This is a genomic window from Desulfosporosinus sp. OT (genome assembly GCF_000224515.1).
Classification (GTDB): Bacteria; Bacillota; Desulfitobacteriia; order Desulfitobacteriales; family Desulfitobacteriaceae; genus Desulfosporosinus.
The window spans coordinates 1-26,668 of record NZ_AGAF01000041.1 but is presented as its reverse complement, the minus strand read 5'-3'; the positions used below and the strand labels follow the sequence as shown (position 1 = coordinate 26,668).

Here is a 26,668-nt window from a genome sequence, read left to right as displayed (position 1 = left end):
TTTCAGTAGATCTATGTCAGCTCTTTAATTCGTGACAATATGAAGATGATTTTAATATAATCTATAGATGAGTAAGATTTTGGAAGGGGGGCGATCATGAAAAAGATAATCTTATTTGTGATCGACTCTCTGCATCCTGTGGCGTTGGCGAGGATTCTGTCGGAAGGAAATGCCCCGGCTCTTCGTTTTCTGGCTAAACACGGAACTTACATGGAACGCGTCGTCTCATCTTTTCCAACCATGACTCCAGTAGCCACGAGTTCCATGATTACAGGAACTTGGCCTGATCAGCATAGGGTACCCGGGTTTATCTGGTACAACGAAGAGATTCGGAAAATAGTGGATTACGGCGCGACCTGGCAAAGCGTCTTAAAAATAGGACCTAAGAAAGTCCTGCGTAATTTATTAATAAGGCTTAACGAGGAGCACCTGAATCCAGAAACGCCGACTCTATATGAAGCACTAGAAGCTGGTGGCTATAGTACGGGGTGTATTAACTTTTTCATGCATCGGGCTGCACGGCCTTACCGTGCTGAGCTTCCTTTCTTAGTTGCTTTGGCAACGTGTTTTGACCTTAATCAAGAAAAAATTTCTGGCCCTTCTCAATTGACCCTGGGAGAGCTCATACATCCGCCTTTCTCGGGTAAGTCAATTACTTACCCGAGAGGGATTTGTCACCGCTTTGGTTTTAATGATGCTTTTTCAGGAAAAATTGCTGTCCAACTTGTGCGTGAGAGGAAACAGCCAGATTTCATGGTCGTTTATTTCCCCGATAATGATAAATATTCGCACCGCTACGGCCCTTTGCGCACGGGGCCTTCGATTGAACGAGCAGACAACCTTGTTGCTTCGGTCCTCAATGAGTTTGGTTCTTGGGAAAAAGCCATTGAGGAAAATGTGATTATCATTACGGGTGATCACTCCCAGACTACGATTGGTCTAGGCAATGAATATCTGATTGATCTGGATTATGCTTTGAAGTCATTTAAACGTTTGAAGGCTACGGAAGAGGCAAGTTGGGAAAGCAATAAAGAGATTGCTATTTGCCCAAATGAACGTATGGCCTTTATTTATCTTCTACAACGAGAAAATGAGATTTTGCCTGACATCGTGAGCATTTTGAGCAAAGATTTGCGCAACGCTCAGATCTGCTGGAAAGTCTCTGAAAATAGTTATTGTGTCCTTCAAGGCGGAACGGAAAAAAAGCTATTCTTTTCTCGCCTAGGTTTGTACCAAGACTTTTATGGTAAAAGTTGGACTTTGGACGGAGATCTATCCGTGGTCGATGCCTATGTTTCGGATGAGCAAGAAATTGTGTTCGGAAAGTTTCCTGATGCGTTTACACGCTTAGTTTCGGCCCTCGAGGCCCGGGGCGGAAGCAGGGTGGTCGTTTCGGCGGCATCGGGTTATGAATATTTAGCCAATGGGGCGCCGATCCATCCTGGTGGCGGGAGCCATGGATCCCTCGAAGAAGAGGATTCGACTGTACCCATGATTGTTACTGGAATGCCGATTAAATTGGAGAATCCACGCATCATAGATTTGTATCCAATGATTATGGAACATTTTGGGTTATTACAAAGAAAGTAAATTACATATGGTTATAAGACTAAACCTAAACAAGAAGAGGAGAAATTATTATGGAGATTTCTGCTCTTCTTGCGTTTGCTATTGTTTTGTATTTTGATAAAAGTTAGATGAAGCAAAATAATCAGATAAACTTAAGATGTTTTTAAAAGGGACGGCAACTGCTGTCACTTCTAATTCGGGGTGTTATTTTTTGTGAAGAATGGTCTTAAGATGTGGCTTGCAATTTTTACTGGGTTTAGTTTTTGGTTGGTCAATATATGATTAGACAACTTATTATTTAGAAGGGTGACTAAGTTATCTAACTTGTGATTATCTAATTGTTCCATCGCATTTCGAAGGACTAAGGAGTTTTGGTAACTCTGACTTAAAGGTTTAACTAATTCTTCGTATTTCCCCTTTCCGCATAAGTCACTTGCGGCAAATATTCCAGTCAAAATGGACGAAAATTGACCAAATCCAAAGGCTGGCATCATAGCACCAAAACAGTTTCCTGTAAAGAAAGTATTACCAAGACGGGGATGTTCACAGAGGCCCATTATGTAGTTGTTAATTTCAAATTGGTCAGTAATTTTGAGGTTTTGGCCCAGATCTTTGCAGGCCTTTGTATAGAATCGATCCCAGAGGGGCTTCTCATTTAAAGATTGATTTTCCGGGTAGTCTGGATATCCGATTGTAAGTGTAGCTTCTTTTTCGGAATAGGGTAACAAGAATCCATAGCCTTTTGGGGCTAGGTTGTTATCGAGCCAAATTGCAGCATGGTAGCGATCAAAATTCCCTTCAACTGTAGCCCCTTTTAGAGTTACTGTCAGTTCGGCTTGGAAATTCTGAATCTTAAGCGCATATGCTGCATCACCAGTAGCCATGATTATATGGGTAAAGTCTTGAAGCAATTCTTCATAAGTGTATTTAGAATTAAAAATTATCTCAGATTTAACTTGTCTAGAGAGTTGAGATTCAAACGATTCATCTTCCCGACCTCTTGAATTTATAAAGCCTAAGTGCCCGGTTACAGTTGCTTGGCGATTTTCTGAGAAAAAATCCATTTTACTGATATTGGCTAAAGGTTGGAGAAAGATACCATGGCTTTCGGAGAGATAAGCGTAATCATCAGTTATAGGCCTATTGAAAATCGACATAAGTGCCTCGCCGTTCACGAATCGATCACCAACTCGACTGCGTTTTTCGAAAATAGTTGGAGATACTCCGTACTTTTCTAAGGTAATAGCGCAAGCCAAACCGGATAGTCCTGCACCCATAATTGCAACGTTCAATTCACATTGCCTCCTTTAGGTTAGTTTGGATATCACAGCGGACATTATTCAACAATCTTAATTAATTCTAAAGCAAATAAGCACGTTGAAAATAATTTTCAACGTGCTTATTTTAAGGGCTGATTGGATCATTCCCATCGTTGCAGAGGATTTTCTGAGTTGGCGTTTTGCGTTTTAAATTTATGATTAACTGAAAGGGTCATATAGCATAATCCATAACCTAAAACCGAGAAACAGATGGCTGTGATCAAAAAGTCTAGTCCTTCCATACGAACCCCTCCCTTATATTAACATAATTAAAACGACAACCAAGCTTTTCAATAAAGTAAATTGTTGTAGGCTGCTGTAATCTAGTTCTTTTAAGAAGTCCTCTCTATATTTTAAACTAATTGTTCTAATTTTATCTAAACAATTTATTAACAAATTATAAACTTTTGTTATCCCTAGGACCAGCATATGTGTGTGAAGTCATTTAGTTTAATTTGTAATGGGAGAAATATAATTTGACCTGTAGTAACTACCTGGAAATATATTTATTTAACCTGTAGCTTATACGGATGTACAAATACTGGAACAGTCTTATAATTTAGGCAGAATCTATGCAGTCTGAGTAGATAAATGGTAAATGGTAAAAGGAAAATGGAACTAATGATTTCGTGATAATATAGTCCATTTACTAAAGACATGGCAGACCCCCAAATGTATAGAGAGGAGAAATTCATTATATGAAAATGGCGAAAAAAGCTTTAGCTTCATTTGCTATTGCTGGTATGGTACTTACAATGATTCCATTCAATGCTTTCGCTGAGGATGCAGTTTCGACTCGCACTAGCGTAGAAGCGGGAACTGCTAAGCAAATTGCGGTACAAATCGTTAACCAAAGTGGTTCTTCACATACTGCAACTCTCGACCAAATCGTAACTGAAATTATGTCTTACCGTGGTTATCTTAATCAGAGTGAAAAAGATTCCCTTAATGAAGCCAGAACAAACTTGCTGACTGCAGTGCAAGATGGAACTTTAAGCAGTGCCGCTGATGGACTTTTGACGGATCAAGTGGTTGCAAAATTTCAGGCAAAAGGTGTTACGAGAGCTGATGCAAAGGAGGCAATCCTCAAGTCCCTCCAAGATTTTCAAGCGATCCACTATTCCGATGACAACGCTACTTTGGAAAGTGCACTCGTAAAGTTTAAAACCGAGAATGGGAGAACATTCAGAACGCTTTTCGGAGATGGCTTTAAAGTAGAATTATTGTACGGTTTCATGCTGGCTACCCAAGATGAGCTCCAAAAAGAGATCAAAAAAGAAATTAAACAAAATCCATTCAGTTTATTAGAACTCGTAAGCGGTTCCGATTCTAGCACAAAAATCAAGGATAAACTAGTTGAATGGCTGAAAACAGCCTTGCACGATGTTGCAGATCCTGCGAATAGTAAGTACCACATCTTTGATCAAAAGCTCGCAGATATTGGCTGGAATATAGATTTACTTGTTGAAACGCAGCGTCAGGTAGGAGCGGTTATTGATCCATCAAATGCCGCTGAAAAAGCCGTGGCAATGTCTGTTATTCGCTCTCAAATCCAATGCAAAATTGATGGAACTATCTGCGATCCTTTGACGCCTCTGACATTAAAAAAAGGTGCTAATAAACTTAAACTGGTTCTTTCTGTCAAAGGAATAGATACTGGTACAATTGCAGGCCTGCTTGCTTGGAAGACAGATAATCCGACGATTGCGACTGTTGCCGAGGATGGCTCTTCCATTAAAGCCGGTACTACAAAAGGTACAACAGTCATTACTGCTTATAGGATGAATGATTCACAAGTAGAAGCGAACGAGTTAGTTAGGATAACAGTGGCTGTAAATTAATTTGGTTTTGCTCAACGCGTACGACACTCGCTAGTTGCGGGAGAAGACATTTCGGATTATACAGAGAGTTGGGGATCCCAGCTCTCTGCTTTTTTTAAGTTAATCTTTATAAGGCAGAAATCTCACTCAACTTATTAAAATTTAACCGAATGTTTAAGGGAGATAATTTACGATTCCCTCGTTATCCCTAGGAGAACCTAAGGGATGGGAATTACCCATGTCGAGCTGGGTGGATAGTTCTAAGCAAATCAAACCAGTTTTGTGAAAGTAATTTGGGAGGTTGACATGGAAGAAGAAATGGAATTACGGCAGTATTGGGACGTGCTACGAAAACGTTGGATGATCGTGGTGGTCATACCGCTCATCGCGGCGCTCACTAGCGGTATGATTAGCTTTTTTGTCATGAAACCAGTTTATCAAGCATCAACCACCTTGATCGTTGGGAAAAAAGCTGCAGAGACTGGCAAAGATCCGACCCAAATACTCGATAATAGTGTACTTCTAGCGAACCAACAACTTGCCAAAACCTATGCAACGATCGCTCAGAGTCGCACCGTCGAACAAAATGTGCTCAAGGACTTAAACTTGCCGCTGACGGTCGATGAACTCAATAGTCTGATCGCCATAAATCCGGTGAAGACCACGGAAATTTTGGAAATCCAAGTGACCAATACAAACTCTGAGCTTGCAGCTTTGATTGCTAACACAATGGCGCAAGAGTTTACCAAAGCTGTTATTGAAATAAAAAAAGTGGACAGTGTAAGCATTGTGGATACTGCAGTGATCCCGGATAAGCCCATTAAGCCAAAGAAAACCCTGAACGTACTGATTGCCTTTGTTGTGGGCCTTATGGCTTCTGTTGGGCTGGTTTTTTTGCTGGAATATATGGATAACACCGTAAAGACCTTGAGTGATGTTGAGAAACTTTTGGGCATTCCAGTACTAGGCATCATTCCAGACTATGAAATGGGAAAACAGGGGTAAGAGGGGAAGAGAGTTCTTGGCATATTCATTGATCACTTTAGAGCAAACAAAATCTCCAATCTCAGAGGCCTATCGGATGCTCAGAACAAATGTCCAGTTTACGAGTGTGGATTTAGATACCCAAAAAATAATGATCACAAGCTCAGGTCCTCGGGAAGGGAAATCTCACACGGTCGCTAATCTTGCGGTTAGTATGGCTCAATCCGGGAAATCTGTTCTTATTATTGATGCTGATTTGCGTAATCCCACTCAGCATAAACTATTTGGGTTAGATAATGGAACAGGGTTATCAGTTTCCCTAGTTCAAGATCAAGACTATTGTAACTATATCCGGGAAACGGATGTGCCCGGTGTTATGGTGCTCCCGGCAGGTCCTGTTCCTCCAAATCCTGCGGAGCTTGTCGGGTCCAAACGGATGAAACTCTTGATCGAGGAAGTCAGTGAGCAATTTGACATGATCCTCATTGATACTCCTCCGGTTATAGCAGTTACAGATGCAGCGATTCTTGCCCAGGAAGTTGATGGTGTCATCCTAGTCTTAGCCGCTGGGGAAGTGAACAAAGGTTATGCCCAGAAAGCGAAAGAACAGCTGGATAAATTGGGGGTCAAAATCCTGGGGGCTGTTCTCAATAAAGTGGGCATGAATACTAAAGAATACTATTATTACTACTACTATAACGCTTCTGACGATACGAAGAAGAAGCATAACCGTAGATCGTTATAAATATGTAGATTTTCATAATGTTTTCCTTAAAAGGAAGGGATTTATGAATTGATGTCAAATTTAAAAGGAAAGGGGGAATAATAATGAACTTTGACAACATTGCTGAATTAGTTCACGAATTAGCCAAAAACCCAAACCGTTGCTCAGAAATAATCCCGCAGGTGAAATCTGTCCGCGAAATTACTAACTGTGAGTTGGACGTAATAACAAAGGTGTTCTCGAAAGAAGAATTATCGGGTAATTCTTTAGCAGCTAGAATGTCACCTACTCTTTATTGGTTCTAAAGGGGCGAAGTGATGACATGAATATTGACCAGATTATTGAGAAGGAAATAAAGTTGCTTTTAACTGAATCAGGACTTAGCAAGGATGTGGTAAACATAATTAATAGTTGGCTTAATGCCAATTATAGAATTAAGGGAAAGTATGGATGGGCTCAATTAACCCTTATGACTTGCGATAGCACTGGGGGGGGCTTAGAAGCAGGGCTGCGAGGAGCTGTCGCTATGGAACTCTACGCCTTGGCAGCGGACATTTTAGACGATATTCAAGACCAAGATAACAACGATCTTCCATGGCGTAAAGTTCCTCCTGCGCAAGCGATTAATTTAGCCACTTGTATACTAGTTCTTAGCTACAAAGCCCTTTCCACTATAGCTAATCGCAGGCATTTAGAGGATGTAAACAACGTTCTTAACCAGATAGGGTTGCAAGCGTGTGACGGCCAATTTCAGGAGTTTTTGAATGACAGTAAAGAAAGAATCTCGTTTGAAGAATATTTTGAGATTATTAAGAAAAAGTCGGGTGGATTAACTGCTAGTGCGTGTAAAATTGGGGCGATCTTAGGAGGCGCTGAAGAAACACTTGTTGACCAGTTAGAACGATTCGGGATGAAGTTAGGTGTGATGAGTCAAATCAAAAATGATCTCGCGGATTTCTTAAATCTGGAAACAAAAAGTGATTTCATTAAAGGACGGAAAACTCTACCGTTCGTTTATCTTTTACATGTTCTTAATGGGATAAATGCCGAAGAGTTAAAATGCCTTAGTTCTTTAGCGATCCAAGGTTTATATGAATTCGGGTCAAAAGAAAGAGGGCAGTTAAAAGAATTGGTTGTTAATGAAGGGACTATTCATTTTTGTTCGGTGATTCACGAGATGTATAAGCAACGGGCAATGGAGATTTTAGATGGTATCCCAATTTCAGAAAAACGAAAAGAGAAGTTGATACAGCTTGTTGGATAAAATATTCAGGCGGCTAGCATTTCGAATTGCTAATGCCGCCTTTGTTATAGTTTGCTTTGTGTATTTTACTGTTCTGATCAATCAACCGTATGTAGGTCTTAGCCTTGAAAGTAGGGGAGGAGACTGGAACGTTACGTTTAGTGATCCCCATGGCGAGGGTTATCGATTGGGGATTCGCATAGGCGATATGGTTTTAAAAGTTGATAATGATGACCCAGGAAAGTATCTGTCTACTAAAAAGTGGGGTGAGGCAGAAGGAGCCTCTACGATTACCGTCAAAAGTTCTGGAGCCCCGGTCAGAGTTGTTCAAATAGCCAAACCGCCTATTACCTATACATTGTTAAGTGAACTCCCGATGGCGGCCTTAGGGTTTATCTTTTGGCTATTAGGTCTCGTTACAGTATTTAAGCGACCTTTCCTTGCACAAGCTCGTGTTCTATTCTGGTTAAATTGGCTCGTCGGGTTAGTCATAATTTTAGCCCCGGCCTCAAGCCGTGGCTTGATATTGGCGAGGGACCTAGAGGGAATGGGTTTCTCGCTCGTACCAGTTCTATTGGTAAATTTTGTTTCTGTTTTGACCAAGACACGTAATATATTAAATCGACTTATTATTTGGATCTTATGTCTAATTTCTGCACTTGTATGTACGATCCTAGTTTTAAAAGAGTTTGGAGCTGTTTTTGCAGCTGTAGAAATAAGGAAATTAGCGCTAGTCAATGGGCTGATCGGTACTGTTACAGTTTTATGGAATTTAGTTAGGCTTATTAAGTTACCTGCTGATAAACCCGAGAAAAACCAGGCAACCATTGTGTTTGCGGGACTAGCGCTTGGGTTGTTGCCTTTTATTATACTTACAGCGGTTCCCATCCTCCTTGATGTTGACCTTATCGTAAATCCTAAGGTTAGTGCTCTCTTTATCGCGATTGTTCCGATTACCCTTAGTTATGTTGTGGTATATGAGAGTTTACCGGATGGCCGTAAGTTTCTGGAGTTTATCATTATTTCTTTAGTTTCCGGTATTCTAACGAGTTGGCTTTTCACTTGGTTTTTAGTGCTCATAGGGGTGATTATGGAGTTAAAGATTGAGACTTATCTTTTAGTGTTGTCTTTAACTATAATGGCACTATTTATCTTTAATCTTATTAAAGCTTTATTACATTATGCAATCGATAGGACCCTTGGAAATCGTGGAAATTGTAGTATTGAAAATAAAACTGTTGAACTAAACGGAAATCGATCCTCTATGAATGAAGCTTTAATAGTGGAAGAGTTGGTGAACCAACTTGGGCTAGAAGGTGCCTTTGTTATAGTAGAGGATCTGAAAGGTTGGTGCACAAAATGTGCAGTAGGACGATATCTTGGCGATACAACCGAACAAGCAATCATGGAGGATTATTACCAAACCGCTAAAAGCACAAGGCATTCGGTAGAAACTTTTTCTAGCGATTTTCCTGTGGAAATGTACATACCCTTTGTTTCTGACGATTTTACATGCGGAATATTTCTAGGTCATCGTCGTTCCTATATCAAATTTAAATCAAATGAAGTACTGTTATTAACTTCAGTGTGTTATCAAATAGGCCAACGCCTCAAAGCAATTCGTGTCATCAAGCAATTGTCTAGGGAAATAAATGTAATGGAAAAAAAGTCTCGGGAATCACAGCGAAGGAGCCAGGGACTGGAAGTAATCAATCGCCTATTGTTTAGTAACCTTGAAGAAGAAAAGAAAGTTTTAGCGCGGGAAATACATGACGGATCATTACAAATAGGCTTGGATCTAAACCGGAGGATGAAGGAATTAATTGTAAATTTTTCGAGTGAAAATAATAATAATTTTCACAATGTCTCAGTCATACAAGACATGATAGAGGATTTGAATTACGAGCTCCGTTCAATATGTAGTAATTTGCGTCCATCCTCTTTGCGGGATTTGGGTCTTATTCCTGCTGTCGAGGTCCTGTTTCAGCAAATTATGCAAAAAGAGCTTATGGTAATCTTTCTAGAAGTGAAAGGAATGAGTCGAGAACAACGGTTGAAAGAGGATATTGAAGTGGTAGCGTTTCGTTTTTTGCAAGAAGGAATTAATAACGTTATGAAGCACTCAGGTTCGACTAGAGCAGATGTCACCATTACCCTGGAAGATGAGAGCATTGAAATGATGATTAATGATTCCGGTAAAGGCTTTGATCCCCAGAAGATCGCCGATTGGTCGCTAGTGGGCAATCATTTCGGAATAATTGGTATGAAAGAAAGAATAGAGAGCTTGGGCGGAGAGTTTTATATTTCTTCAAATATTGGTGACGGGGTAACGCTTAAGGGAACTATTCCGATTTGAAGATTTTGTAAAAGAGTAATGCTAGGTGAGGTTGAAGGTGTAATTATCAGTCAGACATAGGGATGTTAGTGGAGGAGGAAATATTATGGTATCTAGCTTGGAGAAGACAATAAGAGTGGTAGTAGTGGATGACCATACACTCTTTGCGGAAGGTACTGTATCATTGCTATCTTCTGAACCCAATATTTCTGTAGTAGGAACGGCTAAGAATGGACGGGATTCTTTAAAAATTGTGAAGGCGGTACATCCGGACGTTGTATTACTTGATATTAATCTTCCTGATTTCTGCGGAACTGATTTGATTGAGAAAATTAAAGAGCTCGATTCAAATGTCAGTATTATTATGCTTACTGGACAAAACCCCGAAGAGTATGTTAATGCCTCCTTAAATAAAGGTGCCCATGGCTTTCTTCTTAAGGACTGTTCAAAAACTGAAATGACTGTAGCAATATTACAGGCCTCTAGTGGTAAGTATTACTTTTCCCAAAACATGGCTCCGTATCTTAGATCTGTGATTGTTGGCGAAGAGATCACAACGAATATTATGGAGCCTGAAAAAAACCATGGTACATTACTTACTCCAAAAGAAATAGAAATAATAGAGTTTATTGCCCAGGGCTTGCGGAATAGGGAAATCGCTACTACATTGGGCATAAAAAATCGTACTGTGGATTTCCATGTTAGCAATATACTGTCAAAGTTAGGTGTGAAATCCCGGTTAGAGGCAGTATTGATTTATACAAAAGACAAAGTGGAAGGTAGTAAGATTAGTTAAGAGAGTGAGCTTATGGTTGTATAAAAACGGAATAAAAAGAGTCACACGTGATGTGTGGCTCTTTTTATTCTGCTATCAATTTTAACCTGTAGGAAATACCGTGGTATTTATTTATTTATCCTGTAGCTTACACGGATGTACAAATATTGGAAGCGCCTTATAATAAGTCAAGATAAATGGTCATAGGCTGACAATCAAGCTAATTAGAGACGAAGGTATTCGAGAATCGATGGAGATCCTTGATGCTATGGGTATGTTGCCCGTAGCAGAATACTTTAAGTGAGGAGGCAATAATTCTGTATTTATATTGTAAAGGAAGGTCCCATCACTAATTTAACCGAAAAATCTTTAGCTTTAATGTTAGGTAACATTAGGCTTTAAATAGCTTATGAGGTTTCTTTAGATAGAGGGAAGAGGGGGGCCAGATATGAAGTTGATATTGCTGTCAGGGGGGTTAAGGAAAACACTGCTAATGAATCATATATCTGAATGTGACCATATGGTACTCCCAGCCGATTTTAAGAGAAGAAAGCTTCATCTCGAAGGGGATGAGAGAAAATGTTAAGAGAATACGGTGCCATATTAGATGACATTTCCCAGTTAGTAGATTTAATTGTCCTTGGTTTAGGTTTTTTCTTTACTGTGGAGCTTTATCAATATAAACATGCTACGCCTGGTAGTGCTTGGGAACAATACTTTCTGATATTTTTGGTTTATAGCTTATGTTGGATGATTAGCTCTAACGTTAATCAAGTTTACCAGTCTAGGCGGTTTATGTCCGTAGGGTTGGAAACCAAGCAGCTCATTAAAGCGCATGTAGTTACCTTTGCCGTAACCATTGCGTCCGTTACATTATATGAGCCTTCGCTGTTACATAACCGATTTGTGTTTTACTTCGAGGCTACAGCGCTTTGCCTCACGTTAGGCGTACATTTAATGGTTCGACTGATGCTGCAAGCTTGGCGTACGATAGGAAGAAATACCCGTTATGTACTAATCCTTGGTAGCGGGCAAGCTGCTCACTCTTATTTAGATAAAGTTAATAGAAATCCTCAATTGGGTTACAAAGTGGTTGGTTACTTGGCCCCTGAACGCAATGGTTTGGAGATACCATTCTTAGGTGATTATTCAAATCTTCAAACCGTAATAAGTATGAAAATAGTAGATCTTACGGTTATTACGGCACCCTTGTCCGATCGACAGGTGAAGGAGTGTCTTGAATTACTAGATCTCATGGGGAAAACAGCAACGGTTCTACTTGATGAGACAGTAGCTAAAGTTGCGCGGAGTAGACCGATTGATTTTGGTGGACTTCCGATGGTTGCCTATGATGCTAGTCCAAGGCTGCCTGTTCAGGAATTAGCCAAGAGAGGCATGGATGTTATTCTTACAGGTATTGGCCTTGTAGTTATGAGTCCAATGCTGTTGGCAATTGCGATCGCTGTTAAAGTCTCGTCTACGGGTCCGGTATTTTTTGGTCAAGAACGGGTTGGATTAAATGGTCGGATTTTCAAGATGTATAAGTTTAGATCGATGGTTGTGAATGCGGAAGAACTTAAGTCCAAGTTAGCTCATCTTAATGAGATGAGTGGGCCGGTGTTTAAGATTACAAATGATCCTCGGGTTACTCCGGTCGGAAGGTTTTTAAGGAAGACGAGTTTGGACGAGTTGCCACAATTATGGAACGTATTCTTGGGCGAAATGAGTTTGGTCGGGCCACGCCCTCCATTACCGAGTGAGGTTAATATGTATAATCCGAAGCATCGCAAGAGGTTGGCTGTTAAGCCGGGGATTACGTGTGTTTGGCAAATTAGTGGACGGAATCAAGTGGATTTTGATGAGTGGATGGCAATGGACGCCGAGTATGTAGATCGGTGGTCGTTGTGGTTGGATGTGGGGATCTTGGCTAGGACGGTGCCGGTGGTGTTGGGGAGACGGGGGGCGAGTTAGAGGGATAACCTCCCGCTGGATCGACAGGTTAATGGAGCTCATTAATATAGTTAAAAGGAGACGGTGATTCTATGAAAATCTGCTTTGCTGCTTCTTCAGGAGGGCATTTAGAAGAAATTGCCTGTTTGAGACCAATCGAACAAGAATACGATTCGTTTTTAGTCACCGAGAAGGGTGGGTTCAATGAACACTCCTTCGGAAAGAATGTTTACCATGTCCAGCAGGTAAATAGGAAAGAACCGTTATTTATCATTTATCTTGTTAAAATTTTCTTTAAGTCATTGAGTATTCTTTTGAAAGAAAAACCAGACTGTATCATTTCCACTGGAGCCTTAGCCACCTTTCCGATTTGTCTTCTTGGTAAAATACTCCGGAAAAAGATTATCTACATAGAGTCCTTTGCTAGAGTAGACGAAGCTTCAATGACTGGTAAGTTCATGTATCGCATTGCTGACCTGTTCATAGTACAGTGGGCAGAACTTTTGAAGATTTATCCGAAGGCAACTCACACCGGTGGAGTCTTTTAAGGTTTGTGAATACGGCGAGTATGCATATCGTGGAGAACTTCCACTTTAGGTTGACGTTGTGATTTGTGGGGTGAAATATGATTTTCGTAGTGTTAGGAACCCAGAAGTTCCAGTGTAATAGATTATTAAAGCAAGTTGATGAACTCATTGAATCTGGAGAGATTGATGAGCCCACCTTTGCCCAGGTTGGACATTCGGATTATAGACCGAAATATTATAAGTATATAGATTTCTTGGATAAAGCTAGTTTTGATGAAAAAGTCAAAGAATGCAGCCTACTGATTACTCACGGTGGTGTCGGAACGATTATTGCTGGAATTAATTATAGGAAGCCTGTTATTGTTTTTCCGAGATTGAAGAAATATAGCGAGCATGTGGATGATCATCAGATGGAGATAGCGAGAGCTTTTTCTAAGAAAGGCTATGTTCTTATGTGCTGTGAAGAAGATAACCTTGGAGAATTGATTAAAAATAGTAGAACATTTAAGTTTGGTATCTATGTCTCTCAACGAGAGAAAACAGTTAGGGTTATTGGGGATTATATTACTCAAATTAAACTGTAATCTAGAATTTTTGCACAAATACTTTTATTTCATTGGCTTTGGGGCGAGTTTGGATGAGAAAAGCAAGAGTTATGCGAGGATATGAATACATGACTAAACTAAGTATAATTGTTCCAGTTTATAATGTTCAGGATTATATAGCAAGATGCTTAGAAAGCCTTATCATGCAGACATTGGACAATATTGAAATCATCGTAGTAAACGATGGAAGCAAAGATAATTCTGAAGAAATAATTGAAAAGTATTTACAGAAATGTCCAGAAAAGTTTGTATATTTAAAAAAGCCGAACGGTGGATTATCCGATGCAAGAAATTATGGTATGAGATACGCAACAGGGGAATATATTGCTTTTCTGGATTCCGATGATTATGTTGAATTAGAAATGTACGAAAAAATGTATAAGAGGGCAGTTGAATCAGAAAGTTATATAGTTGAATGTAATTTCTGGTGGGATTATCCCAGAAAACGTAAAATTGACTACAGAGATGGATATATAGATATTAAAGATTATTTGCTTCGAGGTCGTGTCACGTCATGGAACAAGATATATAAAAGAACTTGGATTCAAGAATTAAATATAAGTTTTCCGTTAGGATTACGTTATGAGGATTTGGACTTTTTTTATAAAATAGTTCCAAGTTTACCAAGCATTGATAAAGTTTCAGTTATTAAGGAACCCTATCTGCACTATATTCAACGTCCAGGTTCAATAGCGAATAGTCAGAATGAAAAAGTTGGTCATATTCATGATGTTTTAGATGACATAATAAGTTTTTATAAAAAAGAGAATTTGTATGATGAATATGCTGATGTTATTGAATATGAATATACTAGAGTTTTGCTATGCAGTTTTTTATTTAAGATGCTGAAGATTAAAGATAGAAGGATACGTCGAAATCTTATTAGGAAAACCTGGAAAAATATTAATACTTATTTCCCTTCATGGAGAAAGAACAAGTATTTAATCAAAGGAAATTCTGTGCAAGATTATTACCTAAAATTAGTTAACGGCGTATATGTAAAGCTATTATTATTGACTTAATCTTGCATAATTTTAGTTCGAGGGTAAACAGCATTTTGAGTCTTACGAATTTGACGGGTCGAGTCATCAATACTTGTCCCGAAATATTGGATACAAAAAGAAGGATAGATTATAGCTCCGTTAACCAAATAAGCAATCATGAACGGAGTGTTACAATAAATTTCCGAATAAAGCATATAAGGGGAGTGAGGAGTAGAGTAATGGACCTGAGTATTATTGTCCCCATATTTAATACAGAAAACTGTCTGAAGGAGTGTGTTAGATCAATAAGGCTAAATACATGCATCATATTGGAGATAATATTAGTCGATGATGGAAGTACCGATAATTCAGGCAAGATATGTGACGAACTAGCAGAAGAAGATGATAGAATAAAAGTCTTGCACAAAAATAATGGAGGCGTTTCATCTGCCCGAAATAGTGGATTAAATTTAGCATCTGGAACATATGTCATGTTCCTAGATGCTGATGATACAATGATTGATTTTGGGTGGGATACCATTGAAGAATCTATAGTTTCTGGTAACTGTGACTTATGTGTTTATAGTTATAAAGTTAATACTCGTAAAAAGTCTCAGTATATTGATTTGCGCAAGTATATAAAATCCGGTAATTTAGAATTATTTGATAGATTGTTATTAACATCACCATTATTAAATACTTGCTGGGCGAAATTATATAGACTGGATACTATAAAAAAGAACAACATAAATTTTGATACAGAACTTAAGATTGGTGAAGATTTGCTTTTTTTGTTAAACTACCGCAAACATATTGATAACATTAAAATATTCAATGTGCCAATTGTGAATTACAACGAAAATCAATTAAGTGCAATGCATACTTTTGAGTGGAGTAAAAGATTAAATGGTATGATGCAAACTCTAAAATCGAGAAAGGAATTTATCGTGGAATCAGGCATGGAGATTTATATTGCCGATATGTATAGATTTTATTTTAGTGTTATTACAAATATACTTTTAGAATATTGTTGTATGTGCAAGCCGAAAAATCAAAAGGAAATATTGGCGTTTATCAATTCAGATGGTGTAAGAGACATTATGAAAAATACAAAAGTAAATAAATTAAATTTACTCAAAAGACTTGAATATGTATTAATAAAACATGCTAATTACTTAATAATTCCGTTATATGCTATTAAAGGAAATTTAAAGAGATTTATCAAAAAGACTTGTTATTAAGTTAGAAATTAAAAATAGATTTAGGAGATTTATAATGTGGCCATATTTAGTTACTTTTTTTATCTCGGCAATTATAACGAAACAAGCGGAAAGATCTATAGAATGTAATGAGAAAAAGAAATTCATTATATTTTCTTTTTTTGCTATTTTATTACCCGCATTATTAGCAGGTCTACGCGGTGAAAATGTGGGAACTGATACGATGGTATACGGGATACCCTATTTTAACCAAGCTGTACAATGTGACTCCTATTCCGAATTCGCTGCGGTTATATCAAATATTAGGTACGGCTCTATTGAAAGTAGTTATTTATATTTGGTATATATTATTTCAAGATTTACCGATAATGTATTCTGGCTATTCTTTATAATTAATTTCTTGACTACGTATTTCGTATATAAAGGCATTTATCGTTTTCGGGAGCATGTGTCAATGCCATTTGGAATGTTAGTATATTATTTTATACTGTATAACGTTTCTTTAAATCTTATGCGTCAATTACTTGCTGCTGCCATTGTTTTTTATTCGATTAACTTTATTGTTAAAAAAGATTTTAAAAAATATGTTTTTTGTATGGTGTGCGCAATTATAATACATGGATCGGCAGTAATGGGAATATTTTTTTATGTATTATATCGCTATTTAACAATGAAAGAAGATATAGTCATCTCATTTTTTAAACAGTGCGCCATTATAGTGGTTTCATTAGTATTTATACTATTATATTCAAAGATTGTATTGTTATTAGTTAATACTGGAATTTTGACCGATAGATATATAGGGTATATTGGGGAGGAGGGCGTGGGTTTTTCAATTAATTCAATAATAAAAAGAGCACCCTATTTGATTTTAATTCTATGTAATTTTTCAACTTATTGCAAAAAAAATGCATATAATAAATATCTTACATATTTAATGATTATTGAACTGTTTGTTGCCCAGTTATCATCTGTTAGTATCTACGCGTATAGATTGAGTATATATTTTCTATTCGTTAATATTCTGACTATACCTCAGATACCTAATATATTTGCAAAGAAATCAGGCAAATTAATTATAATTATTGCCTTTATTCTTTATTTGTTTTTGTATTGGTTCTACAGTTTTATTTATACTGGAGGGGAAAGTACATATCCATATGTTTTCTCTTTTTAGAAATATTTTTAATATTCTTTTATGGTATTATGATTTTTTTTACAGGGAAGTAAATAAAACAGTTAAATCAAAAAACAAGTAATGTTATATGCTTATCTCTTAATAGTAATTTAGGGGATGATCTTACGGATGCAATTTAATAGATTAAAACTAACTAGGGGGGGAACCATGAAAAAGATAGGAATAATAACAATTTGTGACTATACAAATTATGGTAATAGGTTACAAAACTACGCTTCGCAGGAAGTGCTTAAATCGTTAGGGTGTAAAGTTGAGACGATCGTAAATACTCCATATAAAAGTGGTTTTAAAAATAAGCTTCGCAAAATAAAAGACATGAAAGAATTCTTCGAAAGGGTTAATGCAAAAATAAGTAATAGGTTGAATAAAGAAAATGTTGATAGAGGCCGTTCTCAAAGAATGAATGCCTTTAAAAAATTCACAAATGAGAATATTTATGAGACCCAGTTCACCATATCAGAAAACAACATTCCAACCAATCTATCAGATGAATATGACTATTTTGTTGTTGGAAGTGACCAGGTGTGGAATCCAACCTTCAGGCATGGATCGTCCATTGACTTCTTGACATTTGCTCCTAAGCATAAGCGGATTGCTTATGCGCCCAGTTTTGGAATATCGGCTATTCCTGATGAGCATGTAGAAAACTATAGCTCGTGGCTGTCACAAATGGAGAATTTATCTGTCAGAGAAGAAGCAGGTGCCAGAATCATTAAAAAATTAACGGGAAGGGATACCGTTGTTCTGGTGGATCCGACGCTGATGCTGTCCAAAGAAAAATGGCTTTCTGTTACCAAGTCGTCGGATCACAAACCTAAAAATGCATACTTGCTAACTTACTTTCTTGGTGAAGTTTCTAAAGAGAATCAAAACAGTATTAGGAAAATAGCATTAGACAACAAGCTTGAGACTGTTAATTTGGCAGATATGAATGACCGAGTCCACTATTCTGCGGATCCAGGTGAGTTTATTGACTATGTCAATTCAGCAACTGTATTTTTGACTGATTCATTCCACGGTACAGTTTTTTCGATCTTGCTCGAAAAACCATTTATTATCTTTGATAGGGTTGCTAAAACTCCTTCTATGAATTCAAGGATTGATACATTGCTTTCAACTTTTAATCTAGGGTCAAGAAAATGGAATAAGATTAATAATAACGCTGATATCTTTAATGTTAATTATTCGCATGTTGCCCCAATTTTAGAATCTGAACGTAATAAGGCTCTTGATTATTTACAAAATGCCCTTCTAGATAAGGACGAGGCCTTACTATGAAAGTGAATCAACTAAAAGCCGGGGCACTGCTGTCTTATGCATCGATATTCATAACCATTATTATTGGCCTTCTTTATACGCCAATAATGCTTAGGCTTCTGGGTCAGTCAGAATTTGGGTTGTATTCCCTTATAGGCGCAGTGGTGGGTTATCTTAGCATACTGGATCTAGGCTTGGGAAATACCATCATAAGATATACTGCCAGAAATAGAGCCCTAGGCGATAAAGATGCTGAGTCCAACATGAATGGGATGTTTCTGATTCTCTATTGCTTTATTGGACTTTTAACCGTTATTCTGGGTGTAGTTTTATATTCTAATATTGATAATATGTTTGGTGCTACTCTGGCGGCTGCGGAGCTGAAAAAAGCTAAGATTATGATGATGCTGTTGATTTTTAATTTTGCGGTATCATTTCCGTTGGGGGTTTTTGGTTCAATCATGCAGGCCCATGAACGATTTGTATTTGTTAAGCTGGTTGCTATTATTCGTTCCTTAATGACCCCATGTATCATCTTGCCATTGCTATATCTTGGTTATAGTTCAGTGTCGATGGTTGTAGTAAACACTGTATTGAACATCGGCTGTTTGCTAATAAATCTTGTTTACTGCTTTAGAGTTTTAAAAACAACGATCTACTTTAAAAAGTTTGACCTAATTCTATTAAAGGAAATAGCAGGTTATTCTTTCTTTATATTTTTGGGTGTTATCGTGGACAAAGTCTATTGGAGTACAGGCCAGTTTATTCTGGGCATAGTTTCCGGAACAGTACTAGTTGCTATTTTTGCGGTGGCGATGCAGTTAACTACCATGTATATTATGTTCTCCACTTCCGTAAGTAGTGTTCTTTTACCAAGAATCACGATGATGGTGGCTAATAACGCCAGTAATGACGACTTGTCCCATATAATGATTAAAATAGGAAGGGTACAGTATGCGATAATGGCCTACATCTTAAGCGGATTCATATTGTTTGGACAGGCCTTCATAATCCTGTGGGCAGGTTTAAATTACAGTGACGCCTATTATATGGTACTCCTGGTAATGATACCTATCACCATTCCGCTGATTCAAAATGTGGGTATTGCCATTTTGCAGGCTCAAAATCGGAATGCATTCAGATCAATCGTGTATCTTTGTATTGCCGTCCTCAACGTTTTAACCAGTATCCCCTTGGCCAAAATGTGGGGCGGTTTTGGTTGTGCTTTAGCTACCGGAGTATCACTCATTGTAGGTAATGTGATTATCATAAACATCTATTATCATCGGTGGATAGGGCTTAATATACCTCTCTTTTGGATAAATATTGGAAAAATGTCTTTGCCAATGCTGATATCTTTACTTTGCGGATATGGAATCAATCTATTTATTATTCAAGATAGTTTTTTACTGTTGGTTGTTAAAATAGTTTTATTCTCCTTAATCTATATTTGTTTAATGTGGCAAGTAGGGCTCGATAGCTATGAAAAGAAATTATTTCTTTCGCCAGTGAAAAAGGTGCTAAATAAATGCCAAGTCTTCAATAAGGATAGGTGTTTATGATTAACTTAACCGATAAACAATGCTGTTGTGGATGTCATGCCTGTTACAATTGTTGCCCGCAAAAGTGCATCAGCATGCAGTCTGATGTTGAAGGCTTTTGGTATCCAGTAGTGGATCTAGAAAGATGCACCGACTGTGGCCTTTGTGAAAAAGCATGTCCTGTCTTATGTAAGTCTACTGTAGACAATCACCCGCTTGCTTATGCCTGTATTAATAAAGATGACAAGATCAGGAAACAAAGTTCGTCCGGGGGCGTGTTTACTGTTATAGCGGAGAGCGTGATTGCTAATCATGGAGTCGTATTTGGAGCTGGATTTGATGAAGAATTTAGTGTAGTCCATAGCTGGACGGATAGCATTGATAGTCTCGGAAATTTTAGAGGGTCCAAATATGTTCAGAGTTGCATTGGGGATACCTATAAGCAGATACGGGACTTTTTGAAACAAGGGCGACAGGTTTTATTCTCTGGGACTCCCTGTCAGGTCGCAGGACTTAGGACATATCTTGGTAAGGACTATGAGGCCTTAATTTGTCTGGATATTGTTTGCCACGGGGTTCCTTCACCTTTGGTATGGGAAAAATATCGCAGTAAGATGGCAAATAATAGAGCGTTCAAGGCTATTAGTTTTAGGGATAAGATTCTTGGTTGGAGGAAGTATTCGATATCATTTGAATTTAGAGAAGGAGAAATTTTAACAGAACTGGGCAGTGAAAATAAATATGTTCAAGGGTTTTTAAAAAATTTATATCTGCGTCCATCCTGCTATAATTGCAGCTTCAAATCGATTAACCGCCAGAGTGATATAACTTTGGCTGATTTTTGGGGAATAGAAAACGTTCTCCCGAACTTTGATGATGATAGAGGTACATCACTGATTCTAGTAAACTCAGGCAAAGGAGATGTAATATTTTCGTCTCAAGCTGATAAAGTTTATTGTGAAAAGGTAAATATAAATCTAGCCTTATTATATAATCCATCAGCTATAAAATCAGTTGATTATAATCCCAAGAGGTCGCTGTTTTTTAAAGAATTAGGTTCGACAGATATTAGTCAACTAGTAGAAAGGTATACGAAGGTTAGTTTTTTTAGGAAAGTGTATGTGAAGGGGAGAACTATGCTTTCGAGGATAAAGAGGCAAGTTATAGGCTAAAAGAGATTTTGCTCCAGTCAGGGGTCTCTCGCTGGGTTAATCCTTAACCGGAACGGGAGTGATCGAGGCAAGCCTTCCCGTTAGCTCAGTCTGGCCGTAAAAATAATAAAAGAATTTCCTTTGTTTTTCATCTGAATATTTATCAATCAAACAATACTTAAAAGGCAGGTGGAATTTCTTGAATTCAGAAAAAGATTACTATTTTCAATTTATCAGAGCAATCGCAATCCTTTGTGCAGCAATAAGAGACATTTCAATAAACGCGACAATTGAAATAATCTTAAGGCAGTTCATAAATTATGCCGTTCCAGTGTTTTTGTTTGTGTCGGGATACTTTGTAAGTAGGGACTCCTTAGCAAATGGAGAATTTTCTCTTGTATTAAGGAAGCTCAAACGTTTATTGATTCCATATTTCATATGGTCGGGAGTAGGTATATTTGTATCGAAATCTTGGGATCAAACAAATAATTTATGTTTTGGTAACAGGGCAAGTAATGGGGCAACTATATTTCATAGTAGTGCTGGTGGAATTAACTTCTTAGACAAAAAATTTCACAGGATAGGCTCTCGGGATGATCAATTTTTATGTTAGCATTACTATATTTCGCCAGCTTCTTTTATAGTTTGCTGGGTTCTATCCGATCGTAATATTCAAAAGCCATTCTTTCGGGCGATATGCCTTCCAGTAATCTCTGAGAATTTCGAGATTGGCAGGATGCCGGCACTAGCTGCCTTAACCAAGGCACTTCTGATCTTTATTTATGGCAGTGTGAATTTTTAGCTAAAAGAAATGAGGGTATTAAATGACAGACAAAACCCCAAATTTATTTATAGTTGGAGCAGCAAAAAGTGCTACAACTTCACTTTATTATTATTTACAACAACATCCCGATATTTTCTTTTGTGAACCTAAAGAACCTAAATTCTATTCATATAAGTATAATAAGTTTCCACATCGAGGACCAGGGGATAAAAGAGTAGATGATTTTGTTGTAAGAGATTATTCTAAATATTTATCGCTATTTAGTAGTGTAGCTAGTGAAAAAATTATTGCCGAAGCATCGGTAGATTATTTATATTTTTATGAAAGTGCAAAGGACATCAAAAAAGATAACCCAGAAGCAAAAATTATAATCATATTAAGAAATCCAGTGGATCGCGCATTGTCAGCTTATTCACATTTACGAAAAGATATGAGGGAGTCATTATCATTCGAAAATGCATTGGAGTTAGAACAAGAAAGAATAGATAACAACTATGAATTTATATGGCACTATAAAGAGGTAGGACTTTATTCTTCACAAGTAAAGACATATATTGATGTTTTTGGAAGAAGTAGTGTGAGGATAATTCTTTTTGAAGAACTTAAAAAAGATGTAAGTAAAGTATTAAGGGAAATATTGGAATTTTTAGGATTAAAACCTGATTTTGAATTCAGTACAACAAATAAATATAATATTTCGGGTATTCCTAAAAATACTTTTTTAAATAAAGTTATTTTAAAACCGAATTTAATTAAAGAACTTATTAAAAAAACAATACCTAAAGAAACGTTAAAGTATCTTCAGTTAAAGAAAAGTAATTATTTAAAGAAAAAATTAGTAAAACAAGAAATTGAACCAGATTTAAAAGATAAACTTATATCTTTTTATAAAAAAGATATTTTAAATCTTGAAGAATTGATTGATAAAGATCTATCTGGTTGGCTTAAGAATAATTCTAAATGAAAATCAATTAAAAGGAAATGGAAAGTGTCGACAACTTAAATTTCAAAAACCGTGTCTTGACAATGGGGGGGGGTATACAATGGGCCAAAATGCTTGTTTGCAAAGTGGTACGGAGTTAGTTTTCTATTCCCTTGGTAGTTGTAAACAGAAAAGAATGAGGTTTATCTGAGAGGAATACTTCATTTCACTTTATGTACTTGTAAATACTCTTGAGATTATGGAGAGGATTAAATGAGTTTGAAAGAAATTATAAAGGAATGCAAATCATTAGCTATAAAAGCGGGAAATGAAATCTTAAAAATTTATGAAACAGATTTTAATGTTAAATTCAAAGAGGACAAGTCTCCTCTGACATTAGCTGACAAAAAAGCTAATGAAATCATTGTTCATGGGCTTAAAGATAATTTCCCGGATTATTCAATTTTATCAGAAGAATCCAGAGATGATAAAAGTAGATTAACACACGACTTTTGTTTTATCGTTGATCCATTGGATGGAACCAAGGAATTCATAAAAAGAAATGGCCAGTTTACGGTCAACATTGCGTTAGCGTATAAGCATAAGGTTGTTATGGGCGTTATTTATGTGCCGATAGCTGGAGAACTATATTTTGCAAGTAAAGACAATGGTGCATATTTAGAAAAAGTTGAAAGTGGAGAGCTTAAATCTGAAAGCATAAGACTTCGAGTTACAAATAAGTTAGAAAGTCTTATTATTGTGGGGAGCAAGTCACATTCATCTGAAAAAGAAGCAAGGTTAATTAAAGATAATAAAGATAAGATTAAGGAGGCGGTTTCGGCAGGAAGCTCATTAAAAGGGTGCATGGTAGCTGAAGGCAAAGCAGATGTATATTATCGTTTTGGTTTAACTTCTGAGTGGGATACAGCTGCTATGCAATGCATTGTAGAAGAAGCCGGGGGCATCTTTAAGCAAATGGATGGCACTGTGATGCTTTATAATCGTGAAAACAATCTGAATGAAAAAGGATTTTATATTGTCAACAGAAAAGAAAATATTTGGATTTAGGGATGAAATATCGATTAAAGAGATTAAACATGTAGGTATGGTAGAGCAATTATATATAAGAGAACCAGTAGAGTATTGACCACGAAGCACCTGGTAGAATGAAAAGACGTAAGAGAGAGGGTTATTCTTAATGAAAAGCTTACTGAAATTTATTACATGTGGTTCAGTTGGTAATGGTAAATCTACGCTTTTCCAGCAAATGTTATATGATGTTAAGTTATTATTCTCTGAACAGAAAAATGCGTTAGAACCTGACAGTATAATAGGAAGCGGTGGAGGGAAAATCGATTGTTCCGTTTTATCAGACGTATTGATGGCCGAGAGAGAACAAGGAATTTCTATTGATGTGGCTTTTCGGTGTTTTACAACAGATCAGAGATCCTTCGCTTTTTTGGAAATACCTAGCCACGAGCAATATTTGAAAAATATTACGGTTAGTGCTTCATTTGTTGACCTTGTTGTTATTATTGTGGATGCGACACAAGGTGTGCTTACGCAAACAAGAAGAGATACCAGAATATGTACTATGATGGGCATTAAGCACTTTGTTCTAGTAGTAAATAAGATGGACTTAATACACTATGACCATTATAAGTTTAATGAGATCAAGCAGGATTTCTTAAGTTTTACAGCTAACTTTAATCTTGAAAGTATAAGGGTTATTCCGGTTTCAGCAACTGAAGGGGATAATGTTACAAAGCAATCTGAAAAAACACCTTGGTATGATGGATTACCCATACTTTCATATCTTGAAACAATAAAAGTTAATTCTGATTTTATTAAAGATGGTTTCGTCATGCCTGTACATGTTAAGCCGAACCATACTTTTGGAGGATGTTATGGTCACATTGAATCTGGGGATATTTCTGTCGGTGATGAGATTATAGCACTTCCAAGCAATGAAAAAGCACAGGTTAAGGGTATTTTTATTAAGGATAATGAATACGTTAATGCAGTTATGGGTCAATCAGTTATGATTCAGCTTGACAGAGAAGTAGATGTATCAAGGGGTTGTATCTTAGTAAAAGATGAAAATTTTAAACTTGCTGATATGTTCACTGCAACAATTCTTTGGATGGATGAGACAGAGCTTGTTTCAGGTAGAAACTATCTTATTAAGGTAGGAACAAAAATTCTGACCGCAATGGTGATGTCGATAAAATATAAGATTGACCTTAATACAGGAAACAATATCAGCGCAGATAGACTCTTAAAGAATGATATGGCCTCGTGTGATATTGCATTATCCGAGACTATGGTTTTTGATAAGTACGAAAATAACAAAGCTCTAGGTGGTTTTATTTTAATTGACAGGATAACAAATATAGTCTCAGCTTGTGGGGTTATCGACCACTCGCTTAGAAGGTCGATGAATGTCGTATGGCAAAATACAGATATTACCCGAGAGATCCGTTCTAAGCAAAAGGGACAAAAACCATTAACCCTTTGGTTCACCGGTCTTTCAGGTTCAGGAAAGTCAACTCTTGCTAATGAAGTCGAAAAGCGACTCATTGCTATGGGTAAACATACTATGTTACTTGATGGCGATAATATAAGACACGGTCTTAACAAGAATTTAGGTTTTAAAGAAGTCGATAGAGTTGAGAACATTAGAAGAATCGCAGAAGTCTCCAAATTAATGAATGATGCTGGAATCATTACCATTACTTCGTTCATTTCTCCCTACAACAAAGACAGGAATAATGCTAAGGAGATTATTGGCAATGAGTTCATTGAAATATATGTTAGCACGCCACTTGAAGAATGTGAAAAAAGAGATGTAAAAGGACTTTACAAAAAAGCTAGAGCAGGTGAGATACCTAATTTCACCGGTATTTCAAGTCCTTTTGAAACACCTAATAATCCGGATATCGAGATTGATACGAGTAGGTATTCTATCGAGAAAGCAACAGATACAATTATTAATCAAATTATGAAATATTTTAGGAAGCCCTCCCGTTCGGTTAGCCTTCCCAAAGAGGTCTACCCCCCCACAATGGGAAACAATTCTGACTACTCGGCGTAAAGGATCACTTCGTTAACCATTACGTAAAGGTTCCAGGCCCCTCCCTTTTCTCTTAGAACATATGTGTCGAAATCAGTCGAGTGTTATTAAAAGGAGAACGAAGAATATGCGTAAAATTCGTAAAGCAATTATTCCAGCGGCAGGATTGGGAACCCGTTTTTTGCCAGCAACCAAGGCTCAACCCAAAGAGATGTTGCCTATCGTGGATAAACCAACGATTCAATATATTGTGGAAGAGGCTATTAAAGCCGGAATCGAAGATATTATTATTGTGACGGGGCGGAATAAGCGGGCCATAGAAGACCACTTTGATCGTTCCATGGAGCTTGAGGTGTTTTTGGAGAAAAACTCCAAAGACGAACTGTTGGATTTGGTGCAAGATGTCGCGCAGATGGCCGATATTTATTACGTTCGGCAAAAAGAGGCGTTAGGCTTGGGGCATGCAATCTATTGCGCTCGTAAGTTTATTGGCAATGAACCATTTGCAGTCCTCTTAGGGGATGATATTATTTATTCTGAAGTACCTGCTTTACGTCAAATGATCAATCAATATGAGCGCTACGGTGCAAGCATAGTAGGGGTTCAAGAAGTTCCTCTAGCGGATACGTCCAAATACGGAATCGTGGATGGTGAAAAGTTTGAAGATCGGCTTTATCGTGCCAAGAAT

23 protein-coding genes and 1 pseudogene are annotated in these 26,668 nt (G+C 37.4%); 22 read left to right on the top strand and 2 right to left on the bottom strand.

The annotated features are described in order from the left end of the window. Window positions 1-96: 96 nt before the first annotated feature. Window positions 97-1,590: an alkaline phosphatase family protein gene (locus DOT_RS03330; RefSeq protein WP_009614170.1), complete on the top strand. Its 1,494-nt coding sequence runs from the start codon at window positions 97-99 to the stop codon at window positions 1,588-1,590. A 170-nt stretch (window positions 1,591-1,760) separates the two neighbouring features. Here the strand turns inward: DOT_RS03330 and DOT_RS03325 are convergent, their stop codons facing one another. Then, window positions 1,761-2,861: an NAD(P)-binding protein gene (locus DOT_RS03325; RefSeq protein WP_009614167.1), complete on the bottom strand. Its 1,101-nt coding sequence runs from the start codon at window positions 2,859-2,861 to the stop codon at window positions 1,761-1,763. Between the two features lie 128 nt (window positions 2,862-2,989). Beyond that, window positions 2,990-3,130: a hypothetical protein gene (locus DOT_RS30940; protein ID WP_009614165.1), complete on the bottom strand. Its 141-nt coding sequence runs from the start codon at window positions 3,128-3,130 to the stop codon at window positions 2,990-2,992. Window positions 3,131-3,586: 456 nt separating this feature from the next. Between DOT_RS30940 and DOT_RS03320 the strand changes: the two genes are divergently transcribed. The 21 genes and pseudogenes from DOT_RS03320 to DOT_RS03220 all read left to right on the top strand — a co-directional run. Then, the gene (locus DOT_RS03320; protein WP_009614163.1) at window positions 3,587-4,729 is read left to right on the top strand and encodes a hypothetical protein; all 1,143 of its coding nucleotides are present in this window, start codon (window positions 3,587-3,589) and stop codon (window positions 4,727-4,729) included. 285 nt (window positions 4,730-5,014) lie between these two features. Further along, window positions 5,015-5,713, top strand: coding sequence for a Wzz/FepE/Etk N-terminal domain-containing protein (locus DOT_RS03315; protein ID WP_009614162.1), 699 nt, complete (start codon window positions 5,015-5,017; stop codon window positions 5,711-5,713). A 16-nt stretch (window positions 5,714-5,729) separates the two neighbouring features. Then, window positions 5,730-6,437, top strand: coding sequence for a CpsD/CapB family tyrosine-protein kinase (locus DOT_RS03310; RefSeq protein ID WP_009614160.1), 708 nt, complete (start codon window positions 5,730-5,732; stop codon window positions 6,435-6,437). An 83-nt stretch (window positions 6,438-6,520) separates the two neighbouring features. Beyond that, complete coding sequence (locus DOT_RS03305) at window positions 6,521-6,721, top strand: hypothetical protein (protein WP_009614158.1); 201 nt, start codon at window positions 6,521-6,523, stop codon at window positions 6,719-6,721. Between the two features lie 17 nt (window positions 6,722-6,738). Then, window positions 6,739-7,680, top strand: coding sequence for a polyprenyl synthetase family protein (locus DOT_RS03300; RefSeq protein ID WP_009614156.1), 942 nt, complete (start codon window positions 6,739-6,741; stop codon window positions 7,678-7,680). 58 nt (window positions 7,681-7,738) lie between these two features. Then, on the top strand, window positions 7,739-10,015 hold the full coding sequence (locus tag DOT_RS03295) for an ATP-binding protein (RefSeq protein WP_242833760.1): 2,277 nt from the start codon (window positions 7,739-7,741) through the stop codon (window positions 10,013-10,015). 85 nt (window positions 10,016-10,100) lie between these two features. Beyond that, entirely contained in the window at window positions 10,101-10,790 is a 690-nt protein-coding gene (locus tag DOT_RS03290; protein ID WP_009614151.1) for a response regulator transcription factor, read from the top strand. A gap of 558 nt (window positions 10,791-11,348) precedes the next feature. After that, complete coding sequence (locus DOT_RS03285) at window positions 11,349-12,740, top strand: sugar transferase (protein ID WP_009614150.1); 1,392 nt, start codon at window positions 11,349-11,351, stop codon at window positions 12,738-12,740. A 71-nt stretch (window positions 12,741-12,811) separates the two neighbouring features. After that, a complete protein-coding gene (gene pssD / locus DOT_RS03280) occupies window positions 12,812-13,267 on the top strand; it encodes a PssD/Cps14F family polysaccharide biosynthesis glycosyltransferase (RefSeq protein WP_009614148.1) in 456 nt (151 codons plus the stop codon). Between the two features lie 77 nt (window positions 13,268-13,344). Further along, window positions 13,345-13,830, top strand: coding sequence for a PssE/Cps14G family polysaccharide biosynthesis glycosyltransferase (pssE, locus tag DOT_RS03275; RefSeq protein ID WP_009614146.1), 486 nt, complete (start codon window positions 13,345-13,347; stop codon window positions 13,828-13,830). Window positions 13,831-13,883: 53 nt separating this feature from the next. Beyond that, entirely contained in the window at window positions 13,884-14,873 is a 990-nt protein-coding gene (locus DOT_RS03270; protein WP_009614144.1) for a glycosyltransferase, read from the top strand. Window positions 14,874-15,073: 200 nt separating this feature from the next. Continuing rightward, window positions 15,074-16,075, top strand: a complete 1,002-nt coding sequence (locus DOT_RS03265) for a glycosyltransferase (RefSeq protein WP_009614140.1) — start codon at window positions 15,074-15,076, stop codon at window positions 16,073-16,075. 34 nt (window positions 16,076-16,109) lie between these two features. Next, window positions 16,110-17,231 carry an EpsG family protein gene (locus tag DOT_RS03260; protein WP_009614138.1) on the top strand — a complete coding sequence of 374 codons (1,122 nt, stop codon included), beginning with the start codon at window positions 16,110-16,112 and terminating at the stop codon, window positions 17,229-17,231. 168 nt (window positions 17,232-17,399) lie between these two features. Next, on the top strand, window positions 17,400-18,530 hold the full coding sequence (locus tag DOT_RS03255; RefSeq protein ID WP_009614135.1) for a polysaccharide pyruvyl transferase family protein: 1,131 nt from the start codon (window positions 17,400-17,402) through the stop codon (window positions 18,528-18,530). Next, window positions 18,527-20,071: an oligosaccharide flippase family protein gene (locus DOT_RS03250; RefSeq protein ID WP_009614133.1), complete on the top strand. Its 1,545-nt coding sequence runs from the start codon at window positions 18,527-18,529 to the stop codon at window positions 20,069-20,071. The genes DOT_RS03255 and DOT_RS03250 overlap by 4 nt, the downstream gene beginning before the upstream one ends. Then, a complete protein-coding gene (locus tag DOT_RS03245) occupies window positions 20,068-21,222 on the top strand; it encodes a Coenzyme F420 hydrogenase/dehydrogenase, beta subunit C-terminal domain (RefSeq protein ID WP_009614131.1) in 1,155 nt (384 codons plus the stop codon). Before DOT_RS03250 ends, DOT_RS03245 begins: the two co-directional genes overlap by 4 nt. A gap of 178 nt (window positions 21,223-21,400) precedes the next feature. After that, on the top strand, window positions 21,401-21,814 hold the full coding sequence (locus tag DOT_RS03240; protein ID WP_040411120.1) for an acyltransferase family protein: 414 nt from the start codon (window positions 21,401-21,403) through the stop codon (window positions 21,812-21,814). A gap of 211 nt (window positions 21,815-22,025) precedes the next feature. Next, the gene (locus tag DOT_RS03235) at window positions 22,026-22,949 is read left to right on the top strand and encodes a sulfotransferase (protein ID WP_009614128.1); all 924 of its coding nucleotides are present in this window, start codon (window positions 22,026-22,028) and stop codon (window positions 22,947-22,949) included. 231 nt (window positions 22,950-23,180) lie between these two features. Then, entirely contained in the window at window positions 23,181-23,975 is a 795-nt protein-coding gene (gene cysQ, locus DOT_RS03230; protein ID WP_009614126.1) for a 3'(2'),5'-bisphosphate nucleotidase CysQ, read from the top strand. A 130-nt stretch (window positions 23,976-24,105) separates the two neighbouring features. Next, window positions 24,106-25,917: pseudogene (gene cysC / locus DOT_RS03225) on the top strand (adenylyl-sulfate kinase); the annotation flags it as partial. 190 nt (window positions 25,918-26,107) lie between these two features. Next, on the top strand, window positions 26,108-26,668 hold a 561-nt coding region (locus DOT_RS03220), incomplete at its 3' end, for a UTP--glucose-1-phosphate uridylyltransferase (protein ID WP_009614123.1).